Here is a 19,609-nt window from a genome sequence, read left to right on the forward strand (position 1 = left end):
GCGCTGATCAACGAGGTGGGCCAACTGGTTGGCCAAGCCGGCGGAAAGACGCCTAGTGCTCATGTTCCCACCAAGGACACCGACCTTCGCTCGGCCACGTGGTTTGAGCCGAGGTTTGTGGTGGAGGTGTTTTATCGCGGCATCGGCGGGCAGCAATTGCTGCGCCAGGCCTCGCTCAAGGCGGTCAGGCGAGACAAGGATGTGGCCGATTTGGCGGACTCCGACAGGGCTGCCGCAGTCGAAGAGCCCGTCGACGCCTCCAAGCTCAAACCCCCTGGCAAGCAGCTCAAGAGCGATTCAAAGCACGGCAATGCTTCAAAGCACAGCACGGCCCCGACAGGAACCCGAGGCCGCACGCCCCCTCGGCTGTCCAGTCCGACCAAGGTGATCTTTCCTGACATCAAGGCCACCAAGCAGGACGTGTGGGATTACTACACCGACGTGATCGACCACGTGTTGCCCGAGGTCATCGGCCGCCCCTTGTCGATCATCCGGTGCCCCAGCGGTACCGCCAAACCGTGCTTCTTCCAGAAGCACCACACCGCCGGCCTGGAGCTCGTGGATGCGGTGCGGCTGAAAGAAGACAGCGGGATCAACGCCCACTACCTGGTGGTCAGGGACGCGGCAAGCCTGCTTGAGCTGGTGCAGTTCAACGCGCTGGAGTTCCACCCGTGGGGCAGCCACGCGGAAGCGCCCGATCGGGCCGACCGCGTCGTCTTTGACCTGGATCCCGGCCCTGACGTGCCCTTTTCCGAAGTCAAAAAGGCAGCCGTGGATATCCGCAAGCTGCTCGAACAGCTGGAACTGGCGTCGTTCCTGCGGGTGTCAGGAGGGAAGGGGTTACACGTGGTGGTGCCGTTGAACCCGGGATGCGATTGGGACCTGACCAAGCGCTTTGCCAAGGGGTTCGCCGACGCGTTGGCACAATCGGAGCCGACCCGCTTTTTGGCCACGTCAACCAAGAGCCTTCGCAACAAACGCATTTTTGTGGACTACCTGCGTAACGGCCGCGGGGCGACAGCGGTCGCGTCGTATTCCCTGCGCGGTCGCCCTGGCGCCCCGGTGGCCATGCCCATCGCCTGGAGCGAGCTTGCCAAGCTGACCCGTGCGGACGCGTTCACCATGAAGGACGTGCCGGCGAAGTTGGCCAGACGCAAGAAAGATCCTTGGGCGGACATCAACACGATCCAGCAAAACCTGGCCCGGTGGGCGCAAGACGCCTGACCTGGCCGCCTGCCTCGATACTGATTTGGGAGAGAAACCGATGCGTCGATCCATCCTATCCGCTGCGGCCGCCGTCGTCCTAACCGCGTGCGGGGGCGGAAACACCCAGTCCAGTGTCCAAGCGCCTGGAGCGGAGGAAACGGCCAAGACGAAGGCCCTGGAAACAGGTGCGGCAGTGATGCAGGATCGGCCGCCGATCGATGCCGTCAACGCCTACCTGGACGGCTTTCATTTCTACAATGGTCAGATGAAGGCGCAGATGGAGGCGCATCACTACTGCTCAATCCTCAATGAGGATGTCATCCAGTGCACCATCTACGATGGCAATGTGAAAGACGCCAAGCTCATGGGCGTGGAGTACATCATCAGTGAGAAGCTGTTCGCGGGCCTGCCTGAGCAGGAGAAGGCGCTCTGGCATAGCCACGTCCAGGAGGTGACATCGGGGCAGCTGGTTGCGCCAGGGATCCCGGAGGTGGCCGAGCATGAGCTCATGGAAAAGCTCATCCGCACGTACGGGAAAACCTGGCACACCTGGCACACCGACTTGGACAAGGACCTTCCGCGAGGCATGCCGCAGTTGATGATGGGCTTCACTGCCGATGGTCAAGCAAACCCGGAGATGGTGGCCACTCGCGATGCGCGGCTTGGCGTCAGTAGCGAGGACAAGCGAAAGCGTCGCACCGATATCCCCGTGCCGAACATAGATCCGGGGGCAGACGCCTGGCAACAGGGGACGGTGATCCAAATCCAGGACCCAAGCGGTGGACACGCGCACGGAGCCGAGAGCCGGGATAAGCAGCCCTCCGATCGGAAGGAGAACGCGACGTCCAATGGTTCGACCGACCGGTAGCTGTGCAGTGCCTGAGTGGGACGTGGTCGGCCACACCCGGCGCACGCTCCGCTCGCATGGTGCTTGCAGTCTGTTGATAGGGGCCGCTGGGTGACGCGGGTCCTCGCCAAGCCCGGACTATCGTGCATGAAGCGGATCTCGTAAACGCGGCTCTTCTGCGCGTTTTATCTACCCCTGCTGGCCCCGGCAAAGTGACAAGACAGGGGACATGTGGATGATCAGCAAAGCGGGACGGCCTGACTCCCTCAATCGCCCGTCTGGCTGTGCGGGGCGGCCAGTGGTTTTGACTGAGGCGAGTCCTTCTGGCGTAGGAAGATGGTCAAGATGACCAATGAGAGCACAGCCAAAAATTCGCTTTGCCAGTTCTGGAAGGACTCGAACCAGAAGCTGCTGCTCCAGAGGTGTTCCCAGCACGTGGGGGCAGGCTGTCCAAGCGCCACCTGCTCATCGACTTCCGCACGCCAGCTGCCCGCCAGGTGCAAGGAGAAGCTCATGAGGAACAGGGCCCCGAAGGCAATTGCCAGGGAATGACCATACAAGGTCTTCCAGATCCCACCTTTGCGAACGGCCCAAGGCGTCGTTCCAGCCTCGATGCGCTGTTTTTCCTGAGCTTCGTCCAAGGGGCGTGATTCAGCCGAGCCCTTCTGGCGGAGGCTGACGGTCAGCAGGACATACATGCCCATCTGAAGAAACTCGCTTTCCCAGTTCTCGAAGGTGGCGCTGACGAAGTGCCCGCTGTGCAGGTAGTTCCACAGATCCAATGTCGCACGGTGCTTATCAGCGAGTTCTTGATTGTGTGCCAGGAAGCCGGTCCACACCTGGCCTCCAAAGAAGCAGAGAAGCAAGAAGAGGAGCACGATCGATAAGCCATTTCGTTTCCACATGCCCATACGCCCTAGAGGTAAGCGAGCGATCCTACGTTAGTCCCGCCAGCGCAGGAATTCGTGAAGGAGCGGCATCGCGTGCCGCCCCTCAACGGGCACTCCGGGATCTGGGAACCCTGCCGCGTTGATCAGGTCGGTGAGCATGGCGGGCTTGGGCAGGAGCGCCCATCGGTGGCGGCCGGGCAAGGCGACATGTGCAGCATCCACCGTTGATCCGCTTGCTGGTTTCGACGGGGCGTAAACAGGGCGTGTAGCACAGTGGCCTTACCAGCCATAAAGCCAGGAACCGCATGAACCCGCCCGTCGAATACCGCCCCGATCTGGAAACGCCCAGCGTCAGTGAGCAGGAAACCATCCGTTCCCTGGAAGCGCTGTTCGTTGACATGGCAACGACCGTGGCTGAGAAGGAGGGGCATGCGCACCGCGCGGTCCATGCGAAAGGGCAGGGCCTGCTGACCGCCAAACTCACCGTGTTCAACGATCTGCCGGAAGAGCTACGGCAAGGCCTGTTCGCAGAACCCGGGCAATACGATTCATATATCCGCTTGTCATCGCCGCCTGCAGAACAGTTGAGCGATGCGGTTTCGACTCCGCGTGCATTGGCGTTGAAGGTCTTGGGCGTGAGTGGCGAGCGCGTGGAGGGTGGAGACGAAAAGCACAGTCAGGATTTTTTGATGGTCAATGGCCCTTCCTTCACCACGCCGGGTCCTGACGGTTTTCTGCGTAATTTTCGTGTTCTTGCGACGACCACTGAGAAGGCGCCACGTGCCAAGGCAGCGCTCTCAAAAGTGCTTCGAGGGGTGGAAAACAGCCTTGAGAAGATCGGCGCTGGAAGTGGCAGCATCAAGCAGCTGGGCGGGCAGCCGCAGATTCATCCGCTGGGCGAAACCTTCTTTTCGCAGGTGCCGTATCTCTACGGCCGCTATATCGCCAAGTTCTCGCTTGCGCCGGTGTCCAGCAACCTCCTCGCACTGGATGGTGAGGACGTGGGCGACTCCCAGGACGCGCAACGCGATGCCGTTCATCACGCCATCAGCACCCTGGACAGCCCAGCCGAGTGGGAGCTGCGCGTGCAGCTGTGCCGGGATGTGGACAAGATGCCGGTCGAGGATGCCTCGACGGAGTGGCCGCAATCCATCAGCCCCTTTGTCGCAGTGGCGCGTGTGGTCGTCGAGCGCCAGGCCGGCTGGGACGGGGAGAACTCGCAACCGCTGGAAGACCGCATCGCCTTCTCGCCGTGGCATGCCTTGGCCGCTCACCGGCCGCTGGGCGCCATCAACCGGGCGCGCCGTGTCGTGATGGCAGCATCACGCCGATTCCGCGCCGAGTTCAATCGCTGCCCGATCCACGAGCCAACTGGCGTCTAGCGCGGTCGTTGCTTGACCTTGCCGTGTGGCCCCGAGGCCTCCGCGTGGTCTGCGTGCCCCGGACTGCAGCTGCCAGCCAGGAGTGTTTGAGAACTCGCAAGAGATGGACGACGACGTCAGTCCACTTGGCGTGCCGGTGTTGGCCCGGCCCCGCGTGGCAAGGAAGTTGCAGGTGTCAGCCCCTCTCCAACAGCGCTGCCGGTCGCGTCCAGCTGAATGCTGGACCCAACCGGGCTGTCAGATCGAGACACCACTCTCAAGAAGGACCGATCGCTGCCGCTAGGGACGCATCCCTAACGCAAGTAGCAGAGGTCGCCATGTTTTTCTCCGACAGCCACAAGGTGGACGCGCTGACCAAAGCGGTTGATGCCACGTTGAACGGCGGCACTGCGCAATGGCCGAACAACGGGCCGGCTCTGCTTCTCAGGAAGCTGGCCGAGTCGCTGCATGCGGCGCAGCAGGAACGCGATCTGGCACAGGCCCGGGCGGAAGAGGCGACGACCGCGTTGCGCCATCTGGAGGGGCGCTTCGAACTGGTCGCCAGCGGCACCACTGACGGGCTCTGGGATATCGGCGTCATCGGCGGAGATCCCACGCATCCGGACAGCCCGGTGTGGTGGTCGCCGCAGATGCGCCGGCTGCTGGGTTTTGCGTCCGAACAGGATTTCCCCAATGTCCTGGACAGCTGGGTCGCGTGCCTGCACCCGGACGACAAGCAGCCGACGCTGGATGCCTTCGCGGCGCACCTTGCCGATCGCAGTGGTCGCACTCCCTACGACGTGGAAAACCGCCTGCGCCTGAAGTCCGGCGAATACCGCTGGTTCCGCGCATTCGGCACGACCGAGCGCGATGCGCAAGGCCTGCCGCTGCGTGTGGCCGGTTCGCTCACCGACATCACCGAGCGCCGTGAGCGGGAGCAGTTCCTCGACATCACGCTGACGCGCTTCGAGCTCGGCTCGCAGATGCTCAGCGATGGGTTGTGGGACATGAGCGTGATCGCGGGTGACCCGATCAATCCGAGCAACGAGTTCTGGTGGTCGCAGCAGTTTCGCCACCTGCTTGGCTTCGAGTCCGAGCAGGAGTTCCCCAATGTGCTCGATAGCTGGGCGTCACGGCTTCACCCGGAAGACAAGGAGCGTTCTCTGAATGCGTTCGCAGCGCATCTGAACGACCGCAGTGGCCGCACCAACTTCGACATCGAGTATCGCCTGCAGCTCAAGAACGGCCAGTACCGCTGGTTCCGCGCACGCGGTCTGACCAAGCGCGCGGCAGATGGCACGCCACTGCGCGCGGTGGGCGCGTTGATGGACGTGGAAGCCGGACGTCAGTTGGGCGAGGTGGCAAACACGCTCAGCAACGCGGCAGGCGATATCGTGCGCAGCAACGATGACCTGTCACGGCGCACGGAACAGCAGGCGGCCGCCCTCGAGGAAACCGCAAGTTCCATGGAGGAGATGACCAGCATCGTTCGCAAGAACGCCGAAGGCGCGCGTCAGGCCAATTCGCTGGCGAGCCAGGCCGCAGAGACCGCGCTGCATGGCGGCGAGCTGGTCAATGGGGTGGTCAGCACGATGGCAGCGATCCAGGCGTCATCGCGCAAGATCGGCGAAATCATCACCGTCATCGACGGCATCGCGTTTCAGACCAACATCCTTGCCCTGAATGCGGCCGTGGAAGCGGCGCGGGCAGGCGAGCAGGGACGCGGCTTTGCGGTCGTCGCTTCGGAGGTGCGCAGCCTTGCTCAGCGCTGCACCATGGCCGCCAAGGAGATCCGCGACCTGATCGCCGATTCAGGCGCGAAGGTGGGGCAGGGCGCGGAGCAGGTCAACGTGGCGGGCAAGGCCATGGAAGAGCTGCTGTCGTCGGTGAGGCAGGTCAACGACATCATGGGTGGCATTGCGGCGGCCAGTCACGAGCAGAGCGCCGGCATCGAGCAGATCAATCAAACCATCTCCCAGATGGATGCGGCCACGCAGCAAAACTCCGCGCTCGTCGACACCATGGCATCGTCGGCCCGCGCACTGGAAGATCAGGCGACCGCGCTGGTGGAGAGTGTTGCGAACAGTTCACGCAGCGTCAGTGGCAAGGCGAAGCTCGCACTGGCTGCATGACGCATGCAGCCAGCGCGCCGCCCTGCGACCTGGTGATGCCGGAATGCAGGGCGGTGCGCTGAAAACCAGAATGCAGTCGCTGGCTTTTTTACGCTCGGCCTGAAAAGGCGCACGGTGCAAACCGCTCGCCTGGGATGTTTCATCGCGCAGGTGCAGTGCCAATACGTGCGCCGGTAGCGAATGAGGCCCTGTGGATTTTTCCATCGGCCACCTCGTAGATGCAGAGCATCTCAACAAGACTGGTCCCGTCAGCAAGGTTGCGGGTGATCAGCTCCGAATCGGCGACGATGTTGCCGACGACGGTCCGCGACAACAGCCGCGCATGCAGGTCCGGCTCTTCAAAGCGGGCGAGAAAGCGCTCGCGAAGCATGGCGTGTCCTTTCGCCAGTCGGGGGCCGTGCAGGGTGTAATGCTCGGCATCGTCGGCATAGGTCGCCAGCAACGCATCGATATCCTTGGCGTTGTAGGCGTCCAGCTGCGCCTGGACGATCGAGAGCACGTTATCGGTGGTCATGTCTGGGCAATCTGCTCATGTCGGGAAGGCAAGTCGTCATCGCACAGCAGGTGCGGACGACGTGGCAAGGACTCCTGGCAGTCAAGCACTGGAGCAAGCGGATCATGGCGCGTGCTTCCTAATACCAACCCAGGTACAGCGTCGCAATGCCCCAGGTATCGATCAACCCATGCGCCAGGACCGTCGCCCACAGGTTGCGTCCTGATCGCAGGTAGACATAGCCAAACAAGGCGCCGACAAGCCCGGTCAGCAGCACCCCCGAGATGCCTTGGCTCAGGTGCATCGCGCCGAAGAGTGCTCCCCCTGCCACTGCCGCCATCACCTGGCCCCCACGGTAGCGGCCCAGCACGTGATCGAGGTGGTGCGTCAAGAACGCACGGAAGACCAGTTCTTCGCCCAGCGCGGCGCTGAGCCAGGCACCGCCTGCCAGCTGGGCGGCCGCGTTGAAGTTGCCACGCAATGCACCGTAGCCGCTGTAATCGGCCTTGGTCCCGGTCAGGGCATCGATCAGCGGTTGTACGAACGGATTGACCAAGCCGATGACGAGCGCGAGCAGCAGCAGTGTCCAGCCAAGCCAGGCGCGAAAGGACCGGCGCTGCAGTCCGCAGGCACCCAGCGAGCGCGTTTCCAGCCAGACCAACGCGATCCCTAGTACGCCGACCACCGGCATCCGCCAGGGAAACTGCAACCAGCGGTAGTGTGCCAGCGCGAGGATGACTGCGATCGCTGCGATGCGTGCCAAAGGATGTCCCAGCGCAGGACTGCCCGGGCGGGGATATGCGGTTGCGTCGCCTTGTTGAAACATGCTGGAAGGAGGATCGAGTAGGTCCTTGAACGGTAGCAACAGGAGCGACAAGCGTCCTGTGCCAGAGGGCATGGGCTGCTATCTGCGAAGAGGGATGGTGCATGGACAGGGTCTCGGCCATGATCCGGTCACCGTCATGGGGCCGGCCAATGACGCAGGCAGTCAGCCGGCGTCGATCATCAACACGCCCGCCCGGTGTAGCACTGGCATGTATCTCTTCGCGCGATGGGTCTATGCCGCAGCGACTGCGCCGGCCACCGGTGCCTGCAGACGTATGTCGGGCCAACGCTCTGCTTGAACCCCGCATCACCTTGCTGGTTCAGCTGTGTTTGCAACGAGGAACACATGGCGCCACCAATAGCCTGTGGATCCGGATACGCTATGCGCTTCCCACAGCGTTGTTGACAGGTATGGAGCAGTTGAACGAGCAATGGATGACAGCGGTTGTGGATGCGTTGAGCGACCTGCAGGCAGCAAGGGTGGCTCAAGGTGCGGTGCTTGAGGCAGTGGTTGCTTCGCATCCATCTCCCGTGCTGCTCATGCGTTGCTGGGATCGCCTTTCTTCGTCGTTGATTGCAACTGCTTCACAACATAAAGCCGCGTCGACAATGGCAAAGCCCATCGAGGCGTATACGCTCGAGCAGCTGGCAGCGTGGACGGATCGAATGGAGCGCTGTTTTCCCCAGGCCAGAGGTCAATCCTAGCCTGGGCTACTGCAAGGCAGCGCTTGCCATCCGCTTGATGCACAGCACCTGGCCATCCAGTGCGAAGCGTAGTCATACGCCGCGCCTGGATCAGCGAAGGCAACAATGAGCAGTCGCCAGCAGTGCAGTGTGTTGGCGCCGGGCGCTAGCCGGCCGCCAAGCGCCTGTTCTGAGCCCTGATGCGCTGTCAGCGTTGCGAGACAGAGCGGGCAGCCTGCATCGACGCGCTGGACTTTACTGACGCATGCCAATCGCCAAACGATTAAAGGCGGCCATCAGCGCGATGGCAAAGCTCAGGTCAGCGATCTCGGCGTCACTGAAATGGGCTTTCAGAAGAGCAAAGTCATCGTCAGGGGCTCGGCTGTTTGCGATATCTGTCAGTGACTCGGTCTACTCCAGGGCCACGCGCTCACGTTCGCTGAAGTGCGGACTCACCCGCCACCCGGCCAGGCTGTCCAACTTGGCGTCGGGCATGCCGCTGGCACGTAACGCAGCAGCGTGCATTTCCAGGCAGAAGGCGCAGCCGTTGAGTTGCGAAACGCGCAGGTAGACAAGTTCAATCAAGGGCTTGCCGAGGCTGCTCTTCTCCAGTGCCTTCTTGGTGATGCCAAATCCCTTATAGGCTTCTGGAGATAGGGTTTGGTAAGGCAAACGACGTGTGTTCACGCAGAATCCAGTCTTGAGTCAGTGGCAGCAAGCAGCCGTTTTTAGGAGGCAAACCCGCTGCCGCTGCCGCTGCGCCAATGGGGCCGCAGAACAGGAATGAGCGGCGAGCAATGTTCGGGTGCCCGGCGGAACTTCAGCCGCATCTTGTGCGACCACGGCTACTTTAGGAGACTGATGTCCTGGCTGGATGGGGCAAGAATTGAAGATTCGAGTAGGACATGAGTGACAGGGGGCAGTGCGAGCCGGCGCGCGACTTGCCGATGTTTCTGCAGTTGTATTGGCGCTACCGGGACGCAATTGCGTAAGGCGGGCTGCGCCCGGGTGACCGGGTGCCTTCGGTACGCACTCTTGCCAGCGAAGTGGGGGTTGCGCGTGGAACGGTAGAGAAGGCTTACGAGCTGCTCTTGAGTGAGGGATACCTTCTGACCAGGGGGGCAGCCGGAACCGTGGTGTCGCCCATGGCATGCAGCGTGGGCGCTGGCCGGCGTCAGCGTCACTCTCCGCCGCGCGCGGCGCCTTCGCTGGACACGTCGTCTGCAGGCGTGCCCAGCAGGCCCTTCCAACTCGGCGTGCCGGCGTTCGATGCATTCCCCAGCAAGGTGTGGAAACGCCTGGCGGGGCGCCATCTGCGCTCGCTGGATACGGCAGCCATGGCCTACCCCGAAGCGGCAGGTTATGAGCCACTACGCCGTGCCATTGCCAACTACCTGGTCAGCTCTCGAGGCGTTGCCTGCACTTACGAGCAGGTGTTCGTGACTTCAGGCTACCCGGGTGCCCTGGACTTGATCTGTCGCACCCTGCTGAAAACAGGGGATGCCGGCTGGTACGAAGATCCAGGCTATCTGTTCGCCCGTCAATTCTTGCAGCGCTACGGGTTGCAGCTGCAGCCGGTGCCAGTAGACGAGGAGGGCTTGAACGTAGGCGAAGGTCTTGAGCAAAGCCCCGGGGCTCGATTCGCCGTGGTCACACCTGCCCATCAAAGCCCGACGGGCGTGGCACTGTCATTGCCTCGCCGCCTGCAACTGCTGGACTGGGCCAGCCAGGCCAATGGATGGGTGATAGAAGACGACTACGACAGCGAATTTCGTTACCACGGCAGGCCCCTCCCGGCGCTCGGGAGCCTGGATGACAATGATCGCGTGCTCTATACGGGGTCTTTCAGCAAGGTGCTTTTCCCTGGTCTTCGCCTGGCCTATCTGGTTGTCCCCAAGGCCCAGATCGAACGTTTCACCGGGGCAGCCGGGCAGCTTGGCGGCGTGGGATCCTTCGTTTCACAGGCCACGGTCGCCGAGTTCATGGAGCAAGGGCACTTCTCCCGTCACTTGCGCAAGATGCGTGCGCTCTACAGTCAGAGGCGCAGCTATTTGGTCGATGCGCTCACCGATATCTTTGGTTCCCGCATGGCGATCTAGCCCCAGGCAGGCGGACTCCAGGTGCTGGCCTATCCCGCGACAGGGCAACATGATGCGTTGCTGGCGCAGGCCGCCCAATCCCACGGACTGCCACTTCAGGCATTGAGCAGGTGGCGAATCCGGCCCTCATCGACGGGCGGTTTGCTCATGGGATTCTCGAGCTTTGCAACGCGAGAGCAGGCATATGCCTCGGTTCAACGGCTACGAGCAGCGCTGGATGACGTGCTGGCACCTGTAGGACCCCGTGTTCGTGCTGCATCGCCGAGGGTCTGAAGTAGTGTGATTAACGGCCACCCTGAAAGCGGAAGGTGAAGCGCATGGCCGACGTGGAGGCCGTTGCCGAGTCTGCTGGTGGAGCAGTGGCGTCGACCAACGTCAACTGGCCATCGGCGACAGGCACCGGCACGCCAAGCGTGAGATCGATCTGTTTGGACCAGCCCCCGCCGAGCACGGTTGCCCTGACGATCAACCGGCCCGCCACGACGCACTGCACCTCGGCCGGGCAACGGCTGTCTTCGATGACGCGGTCGGGACGTACCCTGGGGCCATCGACCGCCGCGATGTCTCCCAGCCGTACAGGACCTTCGATGGGCCGGGCAGTGATGGGGCCAGCCGCCGCGCATCCGGCAAGTGAAACGGCCAGAAGCGTTACAAGTACTGGTCTGCGGAAGAGGCGGATACGTTGCATGGCGGTCATGCTCGCATGTTGTCCAAATAAAAGCTGATGTTCGGCGAGCTGCACCTGGGTAGCAATCACATCACGGCGATGTGGCGTCACTTCGCCGTGGTGCTCTCGCGCAGGCGCCAGCAGTGTGCGAGCGCTGGCAGCGAAGGCGGGCCGACTGATCTGTGTACCTGGCAACGACACTGTGTGACCCGGCGAGCCGGGATGTCATGAACCAGCGCATCAGCGGCCGATCCACCTCGTCCCGGCATCCCCGTGCGATTGCCGTTGTCGTTTTCCCCCTTTACCCGAGCGGCCATCCGGCGCCGGGCGGCGCAGGTTGGCCGATCACCAATCGCTGCACGTCGGCTCTGGTCCGGACCGGCGGCAGGCCACGCTATCCGCCCGGTTAGATCACCGACGCATTGACCTTGAATACCTCGACCGCCCGCGTCAGTTGCGTCGAATGCGCTTCGAGCGAACGTGCGGCGGTGCTCGCCGCTTCGACCAGGCTGACGTTTTGTTGGGTGGTTTCGTCCATCTGGGCGATGGTCCGATTGACCTGTTCGATGCCGCCGGCCTGTTCCAGCGAGGCGGCGGAGATGTGGCCCATGATGTCGGTGACGTGCTGGACGCTGGTGACGACCTCGCCCATGGTGGTGCCGGCCTTGTGCACCAACGTTGCACCGTCGGCGACGCGTTGCACGGAGTCGTCGATCAGGCGTTTGATCTCCTTGGCGGCGTCCGATGAGCGGTGCGAGAGGGTGCGCACTTCCGAAGCCACCACGGCAAAACCGCGGCCTTGTTCGCCGGCGCGTGCGGCCTCGACGGCGGCATTGAGGGCGAGGATGTTGGTCTGGAAGGCGATGCCGTCGATGACCGAGATGATGTCGGCGATACGCCTGGACGAGGCCTCGATGCCGGACATCTGTTCGATGACCTGGCCGACCACGTCGCGCCCTTCCGAGGCGATGGCGGCGGCGCCCAGCGCGAGCTGATTGGCACGGCCGGCGTGCTCGGCATTCTGCTTGACGGTGGAGGTCAACTCTTCCATCGAGGCGGCGGTTTCTTCCAGGCTGGCGGCCTGCTGTTCGCTGCGGCGGGACAGTTCCTGGTTGCCACTGGCGATGTCTTCGGTGGCAAAGCCGATGCTGTTGGAGGTGGTCTGGATATGCGTGACGATGTCGGTCAGGCGATGCACTGTGCTGTTGGCATCGTCGCGCATGGAGGCGAACACGCCGTGGAAGTTGCCGGTCATACGCACGGTCAGGTCGCCATCGGCGATGCACCGCAACAGGTCGGAAAACCTGGCCAGGTTGGTATCGGAGGTGGCCATCATGGTGTTGAGGTTTTCGACCATGAGGCGGAAGTCGTGCTCGAACTTTTCCGGCTGGCCGCGCAGCGCGAAGTTGCCGGCGCATGCAGCCTGGGTGAGCTGCTGGATCTGCGCGTTGATGGCGCGCAGGTTTTGCTTGACCTGCTGCATGGTGGCGGTGATGGCGGCCTTTTCGCCGGGGTATTGCTCGATTTCCGGTGCCAGGTCGCCAATGGCATAGCTGCCCATGACCTCGGTCATGCGCAGCTGGGTCTGCACGTGCGCATGCACCAGGGCGTTGGTGTCCTGCACCATGTGCCCGTATTCACCGGGGAACTGCTGGGCGTCGGTGCGGTAGCTGATCTCGCCGGCATCGTGGCGGGCCGCCATGCTGCGTTGGGCGGAGATCACATCCTGCAGGCGGCGCTGCATCTGCTGCATGGCGCGCAGCAGCTGGCCGGATTCGTCCTTGCTGGTGGGCAGGTCCTGGCTGCGCAGGTCGCCGTCATTGATGCGCTCGGCCAGACGCAGCGATTGCCGCAACGGCAGCACCACGCTGCGGGTCAGCAACAACGCAATCGTTGCGCCCAGCAGCAAGGCGATGACGGTGGAGACCACCATCAGCATCGCAAAGCCGCGGGCAGTGGTGACCGCATCCTTGGCAGCCGCGCGGTTCTTGGCTTCCTGCAGGTCGATGAAGGCGTTGATGCTGGCCAGCCAGGCGACGAAGGCAGGGCGCGCCTGCTGCAGCAGGCGTTGTTCGGCATGCGGCTTGTCGGCGCCATCGCGGAACGCACGCACCTGCGCGATCAACGGCATGGTGCGCTGCTCGATGGCCTTGATCCGCTGCAGGATGGCCTTTTCTTCCGCGTCCGTGGAGGTCGCGATCATGTCGTCCAGCGGCTTGGCGGAGCGGGCGTAGTCCGCGGCGAGCTTGTCGATCGATTGCTCTGCCGTGTGCCGGTCTGCCGGGTCGTCCAGCAGCACGACATCGCGCAGGGCGATCGCGCGGTCGTGCACGCTGCCGCGGAAATTGATCGCATAGCGTTGCTTGACGCTGTTCACTTCGTTGATGGCGGTGAGCTGCTGGTCGATGCTGCGCACGCGCTGGATGCCGACGACGGTGAGGATCACCATCAGGACAATGATCGCGAGGAAGCCGAGGGCCAGGCGCTGACCGATACGCAGATTCGAAAGCAGGGACATAGGGAGTTTGATCGGTGATCCGGCGAGCGGAAGAGCGGGGAGAATCCCAGCAACAGCTGGGAGGCGATGCGCCCGGGACACCGATGGGGCCGGCAGCGTTGCCGCTGCACGAAGGATGTCTCGACCTGTTCGTTAGCGGCTTCGGCCATCGGAAATGAAACCATCTGGCCGGAGGGATTCATCCACGGTTGGCCTCGCGCTGGCGCCTGGCCAGGGCGGGCGAGGTCGCAAGCGGCGGGCATGGCCGAAGTGACGCGCTGCGGCGCCTCTCAGCCCCCGGAGATACGCCGATCCAGCTCGATGAGGTGTGGCGCGGGGAGGCGGCCTGCGAGGGAACTGCGGCCGATGGCCGGTGTGGAGCTCAGCACGCGCACTGCCGCCATGGCAGCGCAGCCACTGATCCATTTGGTTCAGTCGTAGCGCGACAGGTCCGGCGCCTGCATCGACGGCGTCATCAGCTTGGTGGCGATGTTCTGGATGCTGGGCTGGCTGGCGAATTTCAGTGCGCCGTGCAACAGCTGGATGCCAAGCCGGCTGTGCGGATTCATCAGCCGTGGGCCGATCTTCGGCACGCCCTGGCCCTTGTCGACCATCGGCCGCATGGCCGCGGCGTAGGCGGCAAACGCCTGTTCCAGCGTCTGGGCGCGTGCGATCTCATTGGCCAGCACATAGCCACCGGTGACTGCCAGGGTGGCGCCGATGCCGGCCAGCGGGGTTGCGCACCAGGCCGCGTCGCCGGTGAGCACGACACGGCCGGCGTGCCAGCGCGGCATGCGGACCTGCCGCAAGGCGTCGAAGTAGAAATCCTCGGTGCTGTCCATGCCGTCCAGCACCCGCGCCGCCTGCCAGCCGGCGTCGGCGAAACGTTCGCGCAAGTAGGCCTTTTGGGTCGCCACGTCCCAGTCCTGTTCGCCCTCTGAGGCTTTCTGCAGCGAGAGCATGGCGCGCGTGGTGCCGTGCCGGTCCGGGCGCAAGGAGATGCTGCGCCCGCCGGTGGTGTGATACCAGCGCCACAGGCGGTCATCGTCGGCGGTGCGTGCGATGGTGAAGTAGGCGATGGTCAGATCCATCCAGCGCGGCGCGTTCTCGCCGGGAAACAGCAGCTCGCGCGTGGCCGAGCCGACCCCTTCGGCGACGATGACGGCATCGAAGCGCTCGCTGTGCCCGCTCTGGAAGTGGACGGTGGCGGCATTGCCGTCGTCGGCGATGCTGGCGATGCGGTCGCCGAACCGATACTCCGCGTGCTGGCGGGCGGCCGCATAGAGCAGGCGGGCGAGGTCGCCACGCAGGATTTCCAGTTCCGCGGTCGGGCCATCGCCGTCGATGTCGTCGGTCTTGAAGGTCGCCACCGCGTGGCCGTGTTCGTCGACCCAGGCGGTGCCTTCCTCGCCGGTGCCGTGGTCGAGTGCGGCCTGCTCCAGGCCCATGCGCCGCAGGACCTCGCGGCCGACGCCGCGCACGTCGATGTTCTGGCCGCCATCGCGAAACTGTTCAGCCTGCTCGACGACAGTGACCTCAAGGCCTTGTTGGGCCAGTGCCCACGCCACGGTGTTGCCGGCGACACTTGCGCCGGTGATGAGGATGCGACGCGGCATGACAGATCACCCGAAGAATTAATATCAGAGGTGATATTACATGCCCTGGTCGCGCTGCTCCAGGTTGGCGATCAGGCGCTGCATGAACGCGACGGTCTGCTGCGCCTCCTCGGGGGAGAAGTCTTTCAGCGCATCGGCATTCAGATCGGTCAGGATCCTGCCGCCGATCTCGGCGATCCTGCGCCCGGCAGGCGTGAGCGACACCACCGCGGCGCGGCGGTCCTGCGGCGTCGGGGCGCGCTTGATCAGCTTCAGGCCCTCCAGCTTGTCCAGCAGGGCCACCATTGCCGGCTGCTTCACGGCCGAGGCGATCACCAGGTCGCGTTGCAGCATCGGCCCTTTCCAGGACAGCAGCATGATCGGCCCGATCAGTGCCAGCGACATGCCGTGCGGCCGCAGTTGCGCATCCACCAGGCGATTGAAGACCCGCGCAGCATGGTTGGCCAGATACCCCGGTGCTACCGCGGCCAGGGGGTGAATGAGTATGTCGCGATCCTGCATCTGCGTTACCGTGCCACGCCTTTGGGCCAGGTGGCGATTTTATCCGGGCACCCGCGCCACGGGGCACCGTCTGCGCGCCATGGCGAGGTCTCCCAGCCAAGCATGCCGGGCAGCGACGCGCGCGGTGCGGTGGGCGGCGCGCAGTCGGGTCACGTCAGCCACCTGGGTGTTGTAACGTAGGCGGGCGCTGCACGCTGCGCGCGGTGCCGACGGCGATGCCGGAGGGCGTTGCGCTGGCAGGTCAGGCCGGCATGTCCGGCCCTGCCGGCCGGCGATGCGCGGCGTTGGCCCCTGATTCCTCTTCAATGGTTTTGTCAAAGATGCTTGTTTGGGTGACTGGTAAGCTGGCCGCACACCGCGTTGCGCGCTGCACGCATGACGCCTGCCGCTGGACGGCAGCACGCCCGGGCGCCGCATGAGCGCGCCGTTTCCTTATGGCCAGAGCGCCATGGCCCAGGCCGTGCGCGCATACGACTGGGCCGCAACCTCGCTGGGGCCGACCACGCAGTGGCCGTCGCCGTTGCGCAATGCCGTCAGCCTGATGCTCAGCTCGCCGGAAAGCATGTATGTGGTGTGGGGCGATGCGCTGACCTTTTTCTACAACGATGCGTATGCGCCCATCCTGGGGCCGCGGCAGCCGCACGCCCTGGGTGCGCCGTTGCGGGACTTGTGGGCCGATGCCTGGGAGGCCGTGCGTGCGCCGATCGAGGCCGCGTTCGCGGGGCGCGCCTCGCGCTTCGATGAAGTGCCGATCGGCATGAACCGCTACGGCACGCCGGAAGACACCTGGTGGACGTTCTCGTTCTCGCCGATTTATCTGGACGATGGACGCGTGGGCGGCGCGTTTTGCGTGACCAACGAAGTGACCGCCCGCAAGGTGGCGCAGAACCGGCTTGCCGATGAACACGAGCGGCTGATCCGCTTGTTCGAGCAGGCGCCGATGTTCATGGCGTTCCTGAGCGGTCCGCAGCATCGGGTGGAGTTTGCCAACCCGTGCTATTCGCGCCTGATCGGCCATCGCGACGTGATCGGCAAGCCCCTGGCCGAGGCCTTGCCCGATCTGGTCGAGCAGGGGCATCTGCGTCTGCTGGACGAGGTGTATCAGTCCGGGCGCGCCTACACGGCCAACGCGCTCGCCTACAACGTGCAGGTGGAGCCGGGCGGCGGGGTGGAGCGGCGCCTGCTGGACCTGGTCTACCAGCCGATCGCCGGTGCCGACGGCACCGTCTCCGGCGTCTTCGTGCAGGGCCTGGACATCACCGATCGCATCGGCCTGGAACGCGCGGTGCGCGAAGCCGAAGTGCGCAACCGGCAGATCCTGGACAGCGTGATGGACTACGCGATCATCGCCACCGACCTGTACGGCCTGGTGACGTCCTGGAACGAGGGCGCGCAGCGCATCCTGGGCTGGAGCGAGGCCGAGATGCTCGGCCAGACGCTGGAGCGCACCTTCACCCCGGAAGACGTGGAGCGCCGGCAGATCCTAATCGAGGCAGCGGCGGCGCTGGAAAGCGGCAGCGGCATGGACGAGCGCTGGCATGTGCGCAAGTCCGGCCAGCGCTTCTGGGCGAATGGTTCGCTGATGGTGCTGCGCGACGAAACCGGTGCGGCGATCGGCTTTGTCAAGGTGTTGCGCGACCGTACTGCCGAGCGGCTGGCCAGCGAAGCCTTGCGCAAGAGCGAGCGCCGGCTGGATGCATTGGTGCGCGCGTCCTCGCAATCGATTTTTTCGGCCACCGCCGATTGGCGCGAGCTTCGCCAGCTGGTGGGCGAGGGCGCGCTGAGCGATGCGCTCTCGTCGAGCCTGAACTGGCAGCAGGAGATGGTGCACCCAAACGACCGCGTACGGCTGTCCGAAGCCATTGCGCATTCGATCGTCAACAAGTCCGGGCTGGATCTGGAATACCGCGTGCTGGATGCCGATCAGCAGGTGGGGTGGACCCTGATGCGCGCGATCCCCTTGCTGGACGAACGCGAGCAGATCGTGGAGTGGTTCGGCACCGCTGCCGACATCACCGACAAGCGGCTGGCCGAACAGCAGCTGCGCCAGCTGACCGAAACGCTGGAAGAGCGTGTGCGCGAACGCAGCGCGGCGCTGCTGCTGGCCGAAGAGAAGCTGCGCCAGAGCCAGAAGATGGAGGCGGTTGGCCAGCTGACCGGTGGGCTGGCGCACGACTTCAACAATCTGCTGACCGCGATCAGCGTCGGTCTGGAGCTGTTGCAGACGCGGATCGAACAGGGCAAGTACGACCGCCTGGAACGCTATGTGGAGATGGCCCAATCCAGCGCCGCGCGCGCCACCGCGTTGACCCAGCGGCTGCTGGCGTTTTCGCGCCGGCAGACCCTGGCGCCCACCGCGCTGGAGGTGCAGGCACTGGTGCACGGCATGCACGACATCATCGCGCGCACGCTGGGGCCGTCGATTGCCTTGCGGCTGCGCCCCGCACCCGATGCCTGGAAAGTGCTGGTGGATGCGCCACAGCTGGAAAACGCGCTGCTGAACCTGTGCATCAATGCGCGCGATGCGATGCCCGATGGCGGCGAGCTCACCATCGGTATCGCCAACCGGGTGTTGGAGGCCGAAGCCGCCCAGCAGTTGGACCTGCCGGTCGGCGAGTACGTGTGCCTGAGCGTGCAGGACACCGGCACCGGCATGAGCGCCGAGGTGATGTCCAAGGTCTTCGAACCGTTCTTCACCACCAAGCCGATCGGGCAGGGCACCGGTCTTGGGCTGTCGATGATCTACGGATTCACCCGCCAGTCCGGCGGGCACGTGCGGATCGACTCGGAGGTGGGCGTGGGCACCACGATGGCGCTGTACCTGCCGCGCTTCAACGGCGCGCTGCCGCAGGACGAGACGGTGCCGGCGAGCGAGCAACCGGTGCACTCGGCGGCGCAGAGCTGCACGGTGCTGCTGGTGGAAGATGAAACCGCGATCCGCGTGCTGATGTCCGAAGTGCTGGGCGAAGCGGGCTACCGTGTCATCGAGACCGCCGAAGGCAGCGCGGCGGTGGAGCGCCTGCGTTCGCAGGAAGCGATCGACCTGTTGGTGACCGACGTCGGCCTGACCGGCGGGTTGAACGGACGTCAGGTTGCCGACGCGGGCCGGCAGTACCGGCCGACACTGCCGGTGCTGTTCGTCACCGGTTATGCGGCAACGGCGGCGGTGGGCGCCGGGCAGCTGGACGAGGGCATGGAAGTGTTGACCAAGCCATTCCTGGCGGTGGACCTGGAGCGCCGTGTGGCGCAACTGCTGGAGCGCAAAGCGCCGTGACGCGGAGGTGGAGCACGTTGCGGGCGGTTGGGTGCGCCTACAGCGCGGTGCGCACGATGCCGAGCAGGTCACGCAAGGAAAATGGCTTGGTCAACAGGCGCATGCCGGTATCGAGAAAATCCGCGCGCTTGGCAATGGAGCCGGCGTAGCCGGTCATGAACACGATGGGCAATGCGGGATACAGGCGGCGCGCGCTGTCTGCAAGGTCGCGCCCGTTCATGCCGGGCAGGCAGATATCGGAAAGCAGCAGATCGAACGGGCACGACCGGTTGAGATGCTCAAGCGCCTGCTCGGCATCGGGCGAAGCGGTGACCTGATAGCCCTCGTCACCCAGGATATCGGCGGTCATCGCACGAATGGCATCGTCGTCTTCGACCAGCAAGATACGGGCGTTACATGATGCGTGATTCACCGCAGTCCTCGAGCGATCGCAACCACGCGATGCACTTCAGCTGCAACGCTAGGCCTGCGCGCGTGACGAACGTGTCGGAACTGTCATAAAGCGCGGCACCGATCA

Annotated in this window: 16 protein-coding genes; 7 read left to right on the forward strand and 9 right to left on the reverse strand. The window is 64.2% G+C overall.

All coding sequences use genetic code 11. From position 1 onward, the window contains the following. Together ligD and EO170_RS00540 are read left to right on the forward strand one after the other, a co-directional pair. A partial coding sequence (gene ligD / locus EO170_RS00535; protein ID WP_206513956.1) for a non-homologous end-joining DNA ligase occupies positions 1 to 1,224 on the forward strand: 1,224 nt, incomplete at its 5' end. Positions 1,225 to 1,264: 40 nt separating this feature from the next. Then, positions 1,265 to 2,074, forward strand: a complete 810-nt coding sequence (locus EO170_RS00540; protein ID WP_126941755.1) for an OBAP family protein — start codon at positions 1,265 to 1,267, stop codon at positions 2,072 to 2,074. A 245-nt stretch (positions 2,075 to 2,319) separates the two neighbouring features. Here EO170_RS00540 and EO170_RS21400 read toward each other — a convergent pair whose 3' ends face one another. Then, a complete protein-coding gene (locus tag EO170_RS21400) occupies positions 2,320 to 2,958 on the reverse strand; it encodes a DUF6766 family protein (RefSeq protein ID WP_164740851.1) in 639 nt (212 codons plus the stop codon). A gap of 290 nt (positions 2,959 to 3,248) precedes the next feature. On the opposite strand from EO170_RS21400, the gene EO170_RS00550 reads away from it, so the two are divergent. Then, positions 3,249 to 4,325, forward strand: a complete 1,077-nt coding sequence (locus EO170_RS00550; protein WP_126941757.1) for a catalase family protein — start codon at positions 3,249 to 3,251, stop codon at positions 4,323 to 4,325. Positions 4,326 to 4,642: 317 nt separating this feature from the next. After that, positions 4,643 to 6,436, forward strand: coding sequence for a PAS domain-containing methyl-accepting chemotaxis protein (locus EO170_RS00555; RefSeq protein ID WP_104582837.1), 1,794 nt, complete (start codon positions 4,643 to 4,645; stop codon positions 6,434 to 6,436). A gap of 139 nt (positions 6,437 to 6,575) precedes the next feature. Here EO170_RS00555 and EO170_RS00560 read toward each other — a convergent pair whose 3' ends face one another. Together EO170_RS00560 and EO170_RS00565 are read right to left on the reverse strand one after the other, a co-directional pair. Next, positions 6,576 to 6,950, reverse strand: a complete 375-nt coding sequence (locus EO170_RS00560) for a nuclear transport factor 2 family protein (RefSeq protein ID WP_126941759.1) — start codon at positions 6,948 to 6,950, stop codon at positions 6,576 to 6,578. Positions 6,951 to 7,068: 118 nt separating this feature from the next. After that, entirely contained in the window at positions 7,069 to 7,620 is a 552-nt protein-coding gene (locus EO170_RS00565) for a CPBP family intramembrane glutamic endopeptidase (protein WP_126941817.1), read from the reverse strand. 545 nt (positions 7,621 to 8,165) lie between these two features. Between EO170_RS00565 and EO170_RS00570 the strand changes: the two genes are divergently transcribed. Next, entirely contained in the window at positions 8,166 to 8,459 is a 294-nt protein-coding gene (locus tag EO170_RS00570; RefSeq protein ID WP_104582839.1) for a hypothetical protein, read from the forward strand. 390 nt (positions 8,460 to 8,849) lie between these two features. Here EO170_RS00570 and EO170_RS21665 read toward each other — a convergent pair whose 3' ends face one another. Continuing rightward, positions 8,850 to 9,125, reverse strand: coding sequence for a carboxymuconolactone decarboxylase family protein (locus EO170_RS21665; protein ID WP_241239363.1), 276 nt, complete (start codon positions 9,123 to 9,125; stop codon positions 8,850 to 8,852). 569 nt (positions 9,126 to 9,694) lie between these two features. Here EO170_RS21665 and EO170_RS00580 point away from each other — a divergent pair. Next, a complete protein-coding gene (locus tag EO170_RS00580) occupies positions 9,695 to 10,537 on the forward strand; it encodes a PLP-dependent aminotransferase family protein (protein WP_241239364.1) in 843 nt (280 codons plus the stop codon). Positions 10,538 to 10,820: 283 nt separating this feature from the next. On the opposite strand, the gene EO170_RS00585 is transcribed toward EO170_RS00580, so the two are convergent. From EO170_RS00585 to EO170_RS00600, 4 genes are all read right to left on the reverse strand, one after another. Continuing rightward, on the reverse strand, positions 10,821 to 11,225 hold the full coding sequence (locus tag EO170_RS00585) for a hypothetical protein (RefSeq protein WP_126941819.1): 405 nt from the start codon (positions 11,223 to 11,225) through the stop codon (positions 10,821 to 10,823). A gap of 385 nt (positions 11,226 to 11,610) precedes the next feature. Then, positions 11,611 to 13,722, reverse strand: a complete 2,112-nt coding sequence (locus EO170_RS00590; RefSeq protein ID WP_126941761.1) for a methyl-accepting chemotaxis protein — start codon at positions 13,720 to 13,722, stop codon at positions 11,611 to 11,613. 410 nt (positions 13,723 to 14,132) lie between these two features. After that, a complete protein-coding gene (locus EO170_RS00595; protein ID WP_104582844.1) occupies positions 14,133 to 15,317 on the reverse strand; it encodes an FAD-dependent monooxygenase in 1,185 nt (394 codons plus the stop codon). A 36-nt stretch (positions 15,318 to 15,353) separates the two neighbouring features. Continuing rightward, positions 15,354 to 15,818 (reverse strand): MarR family winged helix-turn-helix transcriptional regulator, encoded by a 465-nt coding sequence (locus EO170_RS00600; protein ID WP_126941763.1) that lies wholly within the window; start codon positions 15,816 to 15,818, stop codon positions 15,354 to 15,356. A gap of 415 nt (positions 15,819 to 16,233) precedes the next feature. Between EO170_RS00600 and EO170_RS00605 the strand changes: the two genes are divergently transcribed. Next, entirely contained in the window at positions 16,234 to 19,092 is a 2,859-nt protein-coding gene (locus EO170_RS00605; RefSeq protein ID WP_126941765.1) for a PAS domain-containing protein, read from the forward strand. A 37-nt stretch (positions 19,093 to 19,129) separates the two neighbouring features. Here EO170_RS00605 and EO170_RS00610 read toward each other — a convergent pair whose 3' ends face one another. Next, positions 19,130 to 19,474 carry a response regulator gene (locus EO170_RS00610; protein WP_126941767.1) on the reverse strand — a complete coding sequence of 115 codons (345 nt, stop codon included), beginning with the start codon at positions 19,472 to 19,474 and terminating at the stop codon, positions 19,130 to 19,132. Positions 19,475 to 19,609: the final 135 nt, after the last annotated feature.

The sequence above is a fragment of the Xanthomonas sp. BRIP62409 genome (assembly GCF_003992965.1).
Lineage (GTDB): Bacteria > Pseudomonadota > Gammaproteobacteria > Xanthomonadales > Xanthomonadaceae > Xanthomonas > Xanthomonas euroxanthea.

Bases quoted from the DNA above. Each gene is read 5' to 3' on its own strand.
- EO170_RS00590 (WP_126941761.1), bottom strand. From the start codon at position 13,722: ATGTCCCTGCTTTCGAATCTGCGTATCGGTCAGCGCCTGGCCCTCGGC.
- EO170_RS00540 (WP_126941755.1), top strand. From the start codon at position 1,265: ATGCGTCGATCCATCCTATCCGCTGCGGCCGCCGTCGTCCTAACCGCG.
- EO170_RS00565 (WP_126941817.1), bottom strand. From the start codon at position 7,620: ATGCCGGTGGTCGGCGTACTAGGGATCGCGTTGGTCTGGCTGGAAACG.
- EO170_RS00550 (WP_126941757.1), top strand. From the start codon at position 3,249: ATGAACCCGCCCGTCGAATACCGCCCCGATCTGGAAACGCCCAGCGTC.
- EO170_RS00585 (WP_126941819.1), bottom strand. From the start codon at position 11,225: ATGCAACGTATCCGCCTCTTCCGCAGACCAGTACTTGTAACGCTTCTG.
- EO170_RS00605 (WP_126941765.1), top strand. From the start codon at position 16,234: ATGAGCGCGCCGTTTCCTTATGGCCAGAGCGCCATGGCCCAGGCCGTG.
- EO170_RS00595 (WP_104582844.1), bottom strand. From the start codon at position 15,317: ATGCCGCGTCGCATCCTCATCACCGGCGCAAGTGTCGCCGGCAACACC.
- EO170_RS00600 (WP_126941763.1), bottom strand. From the start codon at position 15,818: ATGCAGGATCGCGACATACTCATTCACCCCCTGGCCGCGGTAGCACCG.
- EO170_RS21400 (WP_164740851.1), bottom strand. From the start codon at position 2,958: ATGTGGAAACGAAATGGCTTATCGATCGTGCTCCTCTTCTTGCTTCTC.
- EO170_RS00560 (WP_126941759.1), bottom strand. From the start codon at position 6,950: ATGACCACCGATAACGTGCTCTCGATCGTCCAGGCGCAGCTGGACGCC.
- EO170_RS00555 (WP_104582837.1), top strand. From the start codon at position 4,643: ATGTTTTTCTCCGACAGCCACAAGGTGGACGCGCTGACCAAAGCGGTT.
- EO170_RS00570 (WP_104582839.1), top strand. From the start codon at position 8,166: ATGGAGCAGTTGAACGAGCAATGGATGACAGCGGTTGTGGATGCGTTG.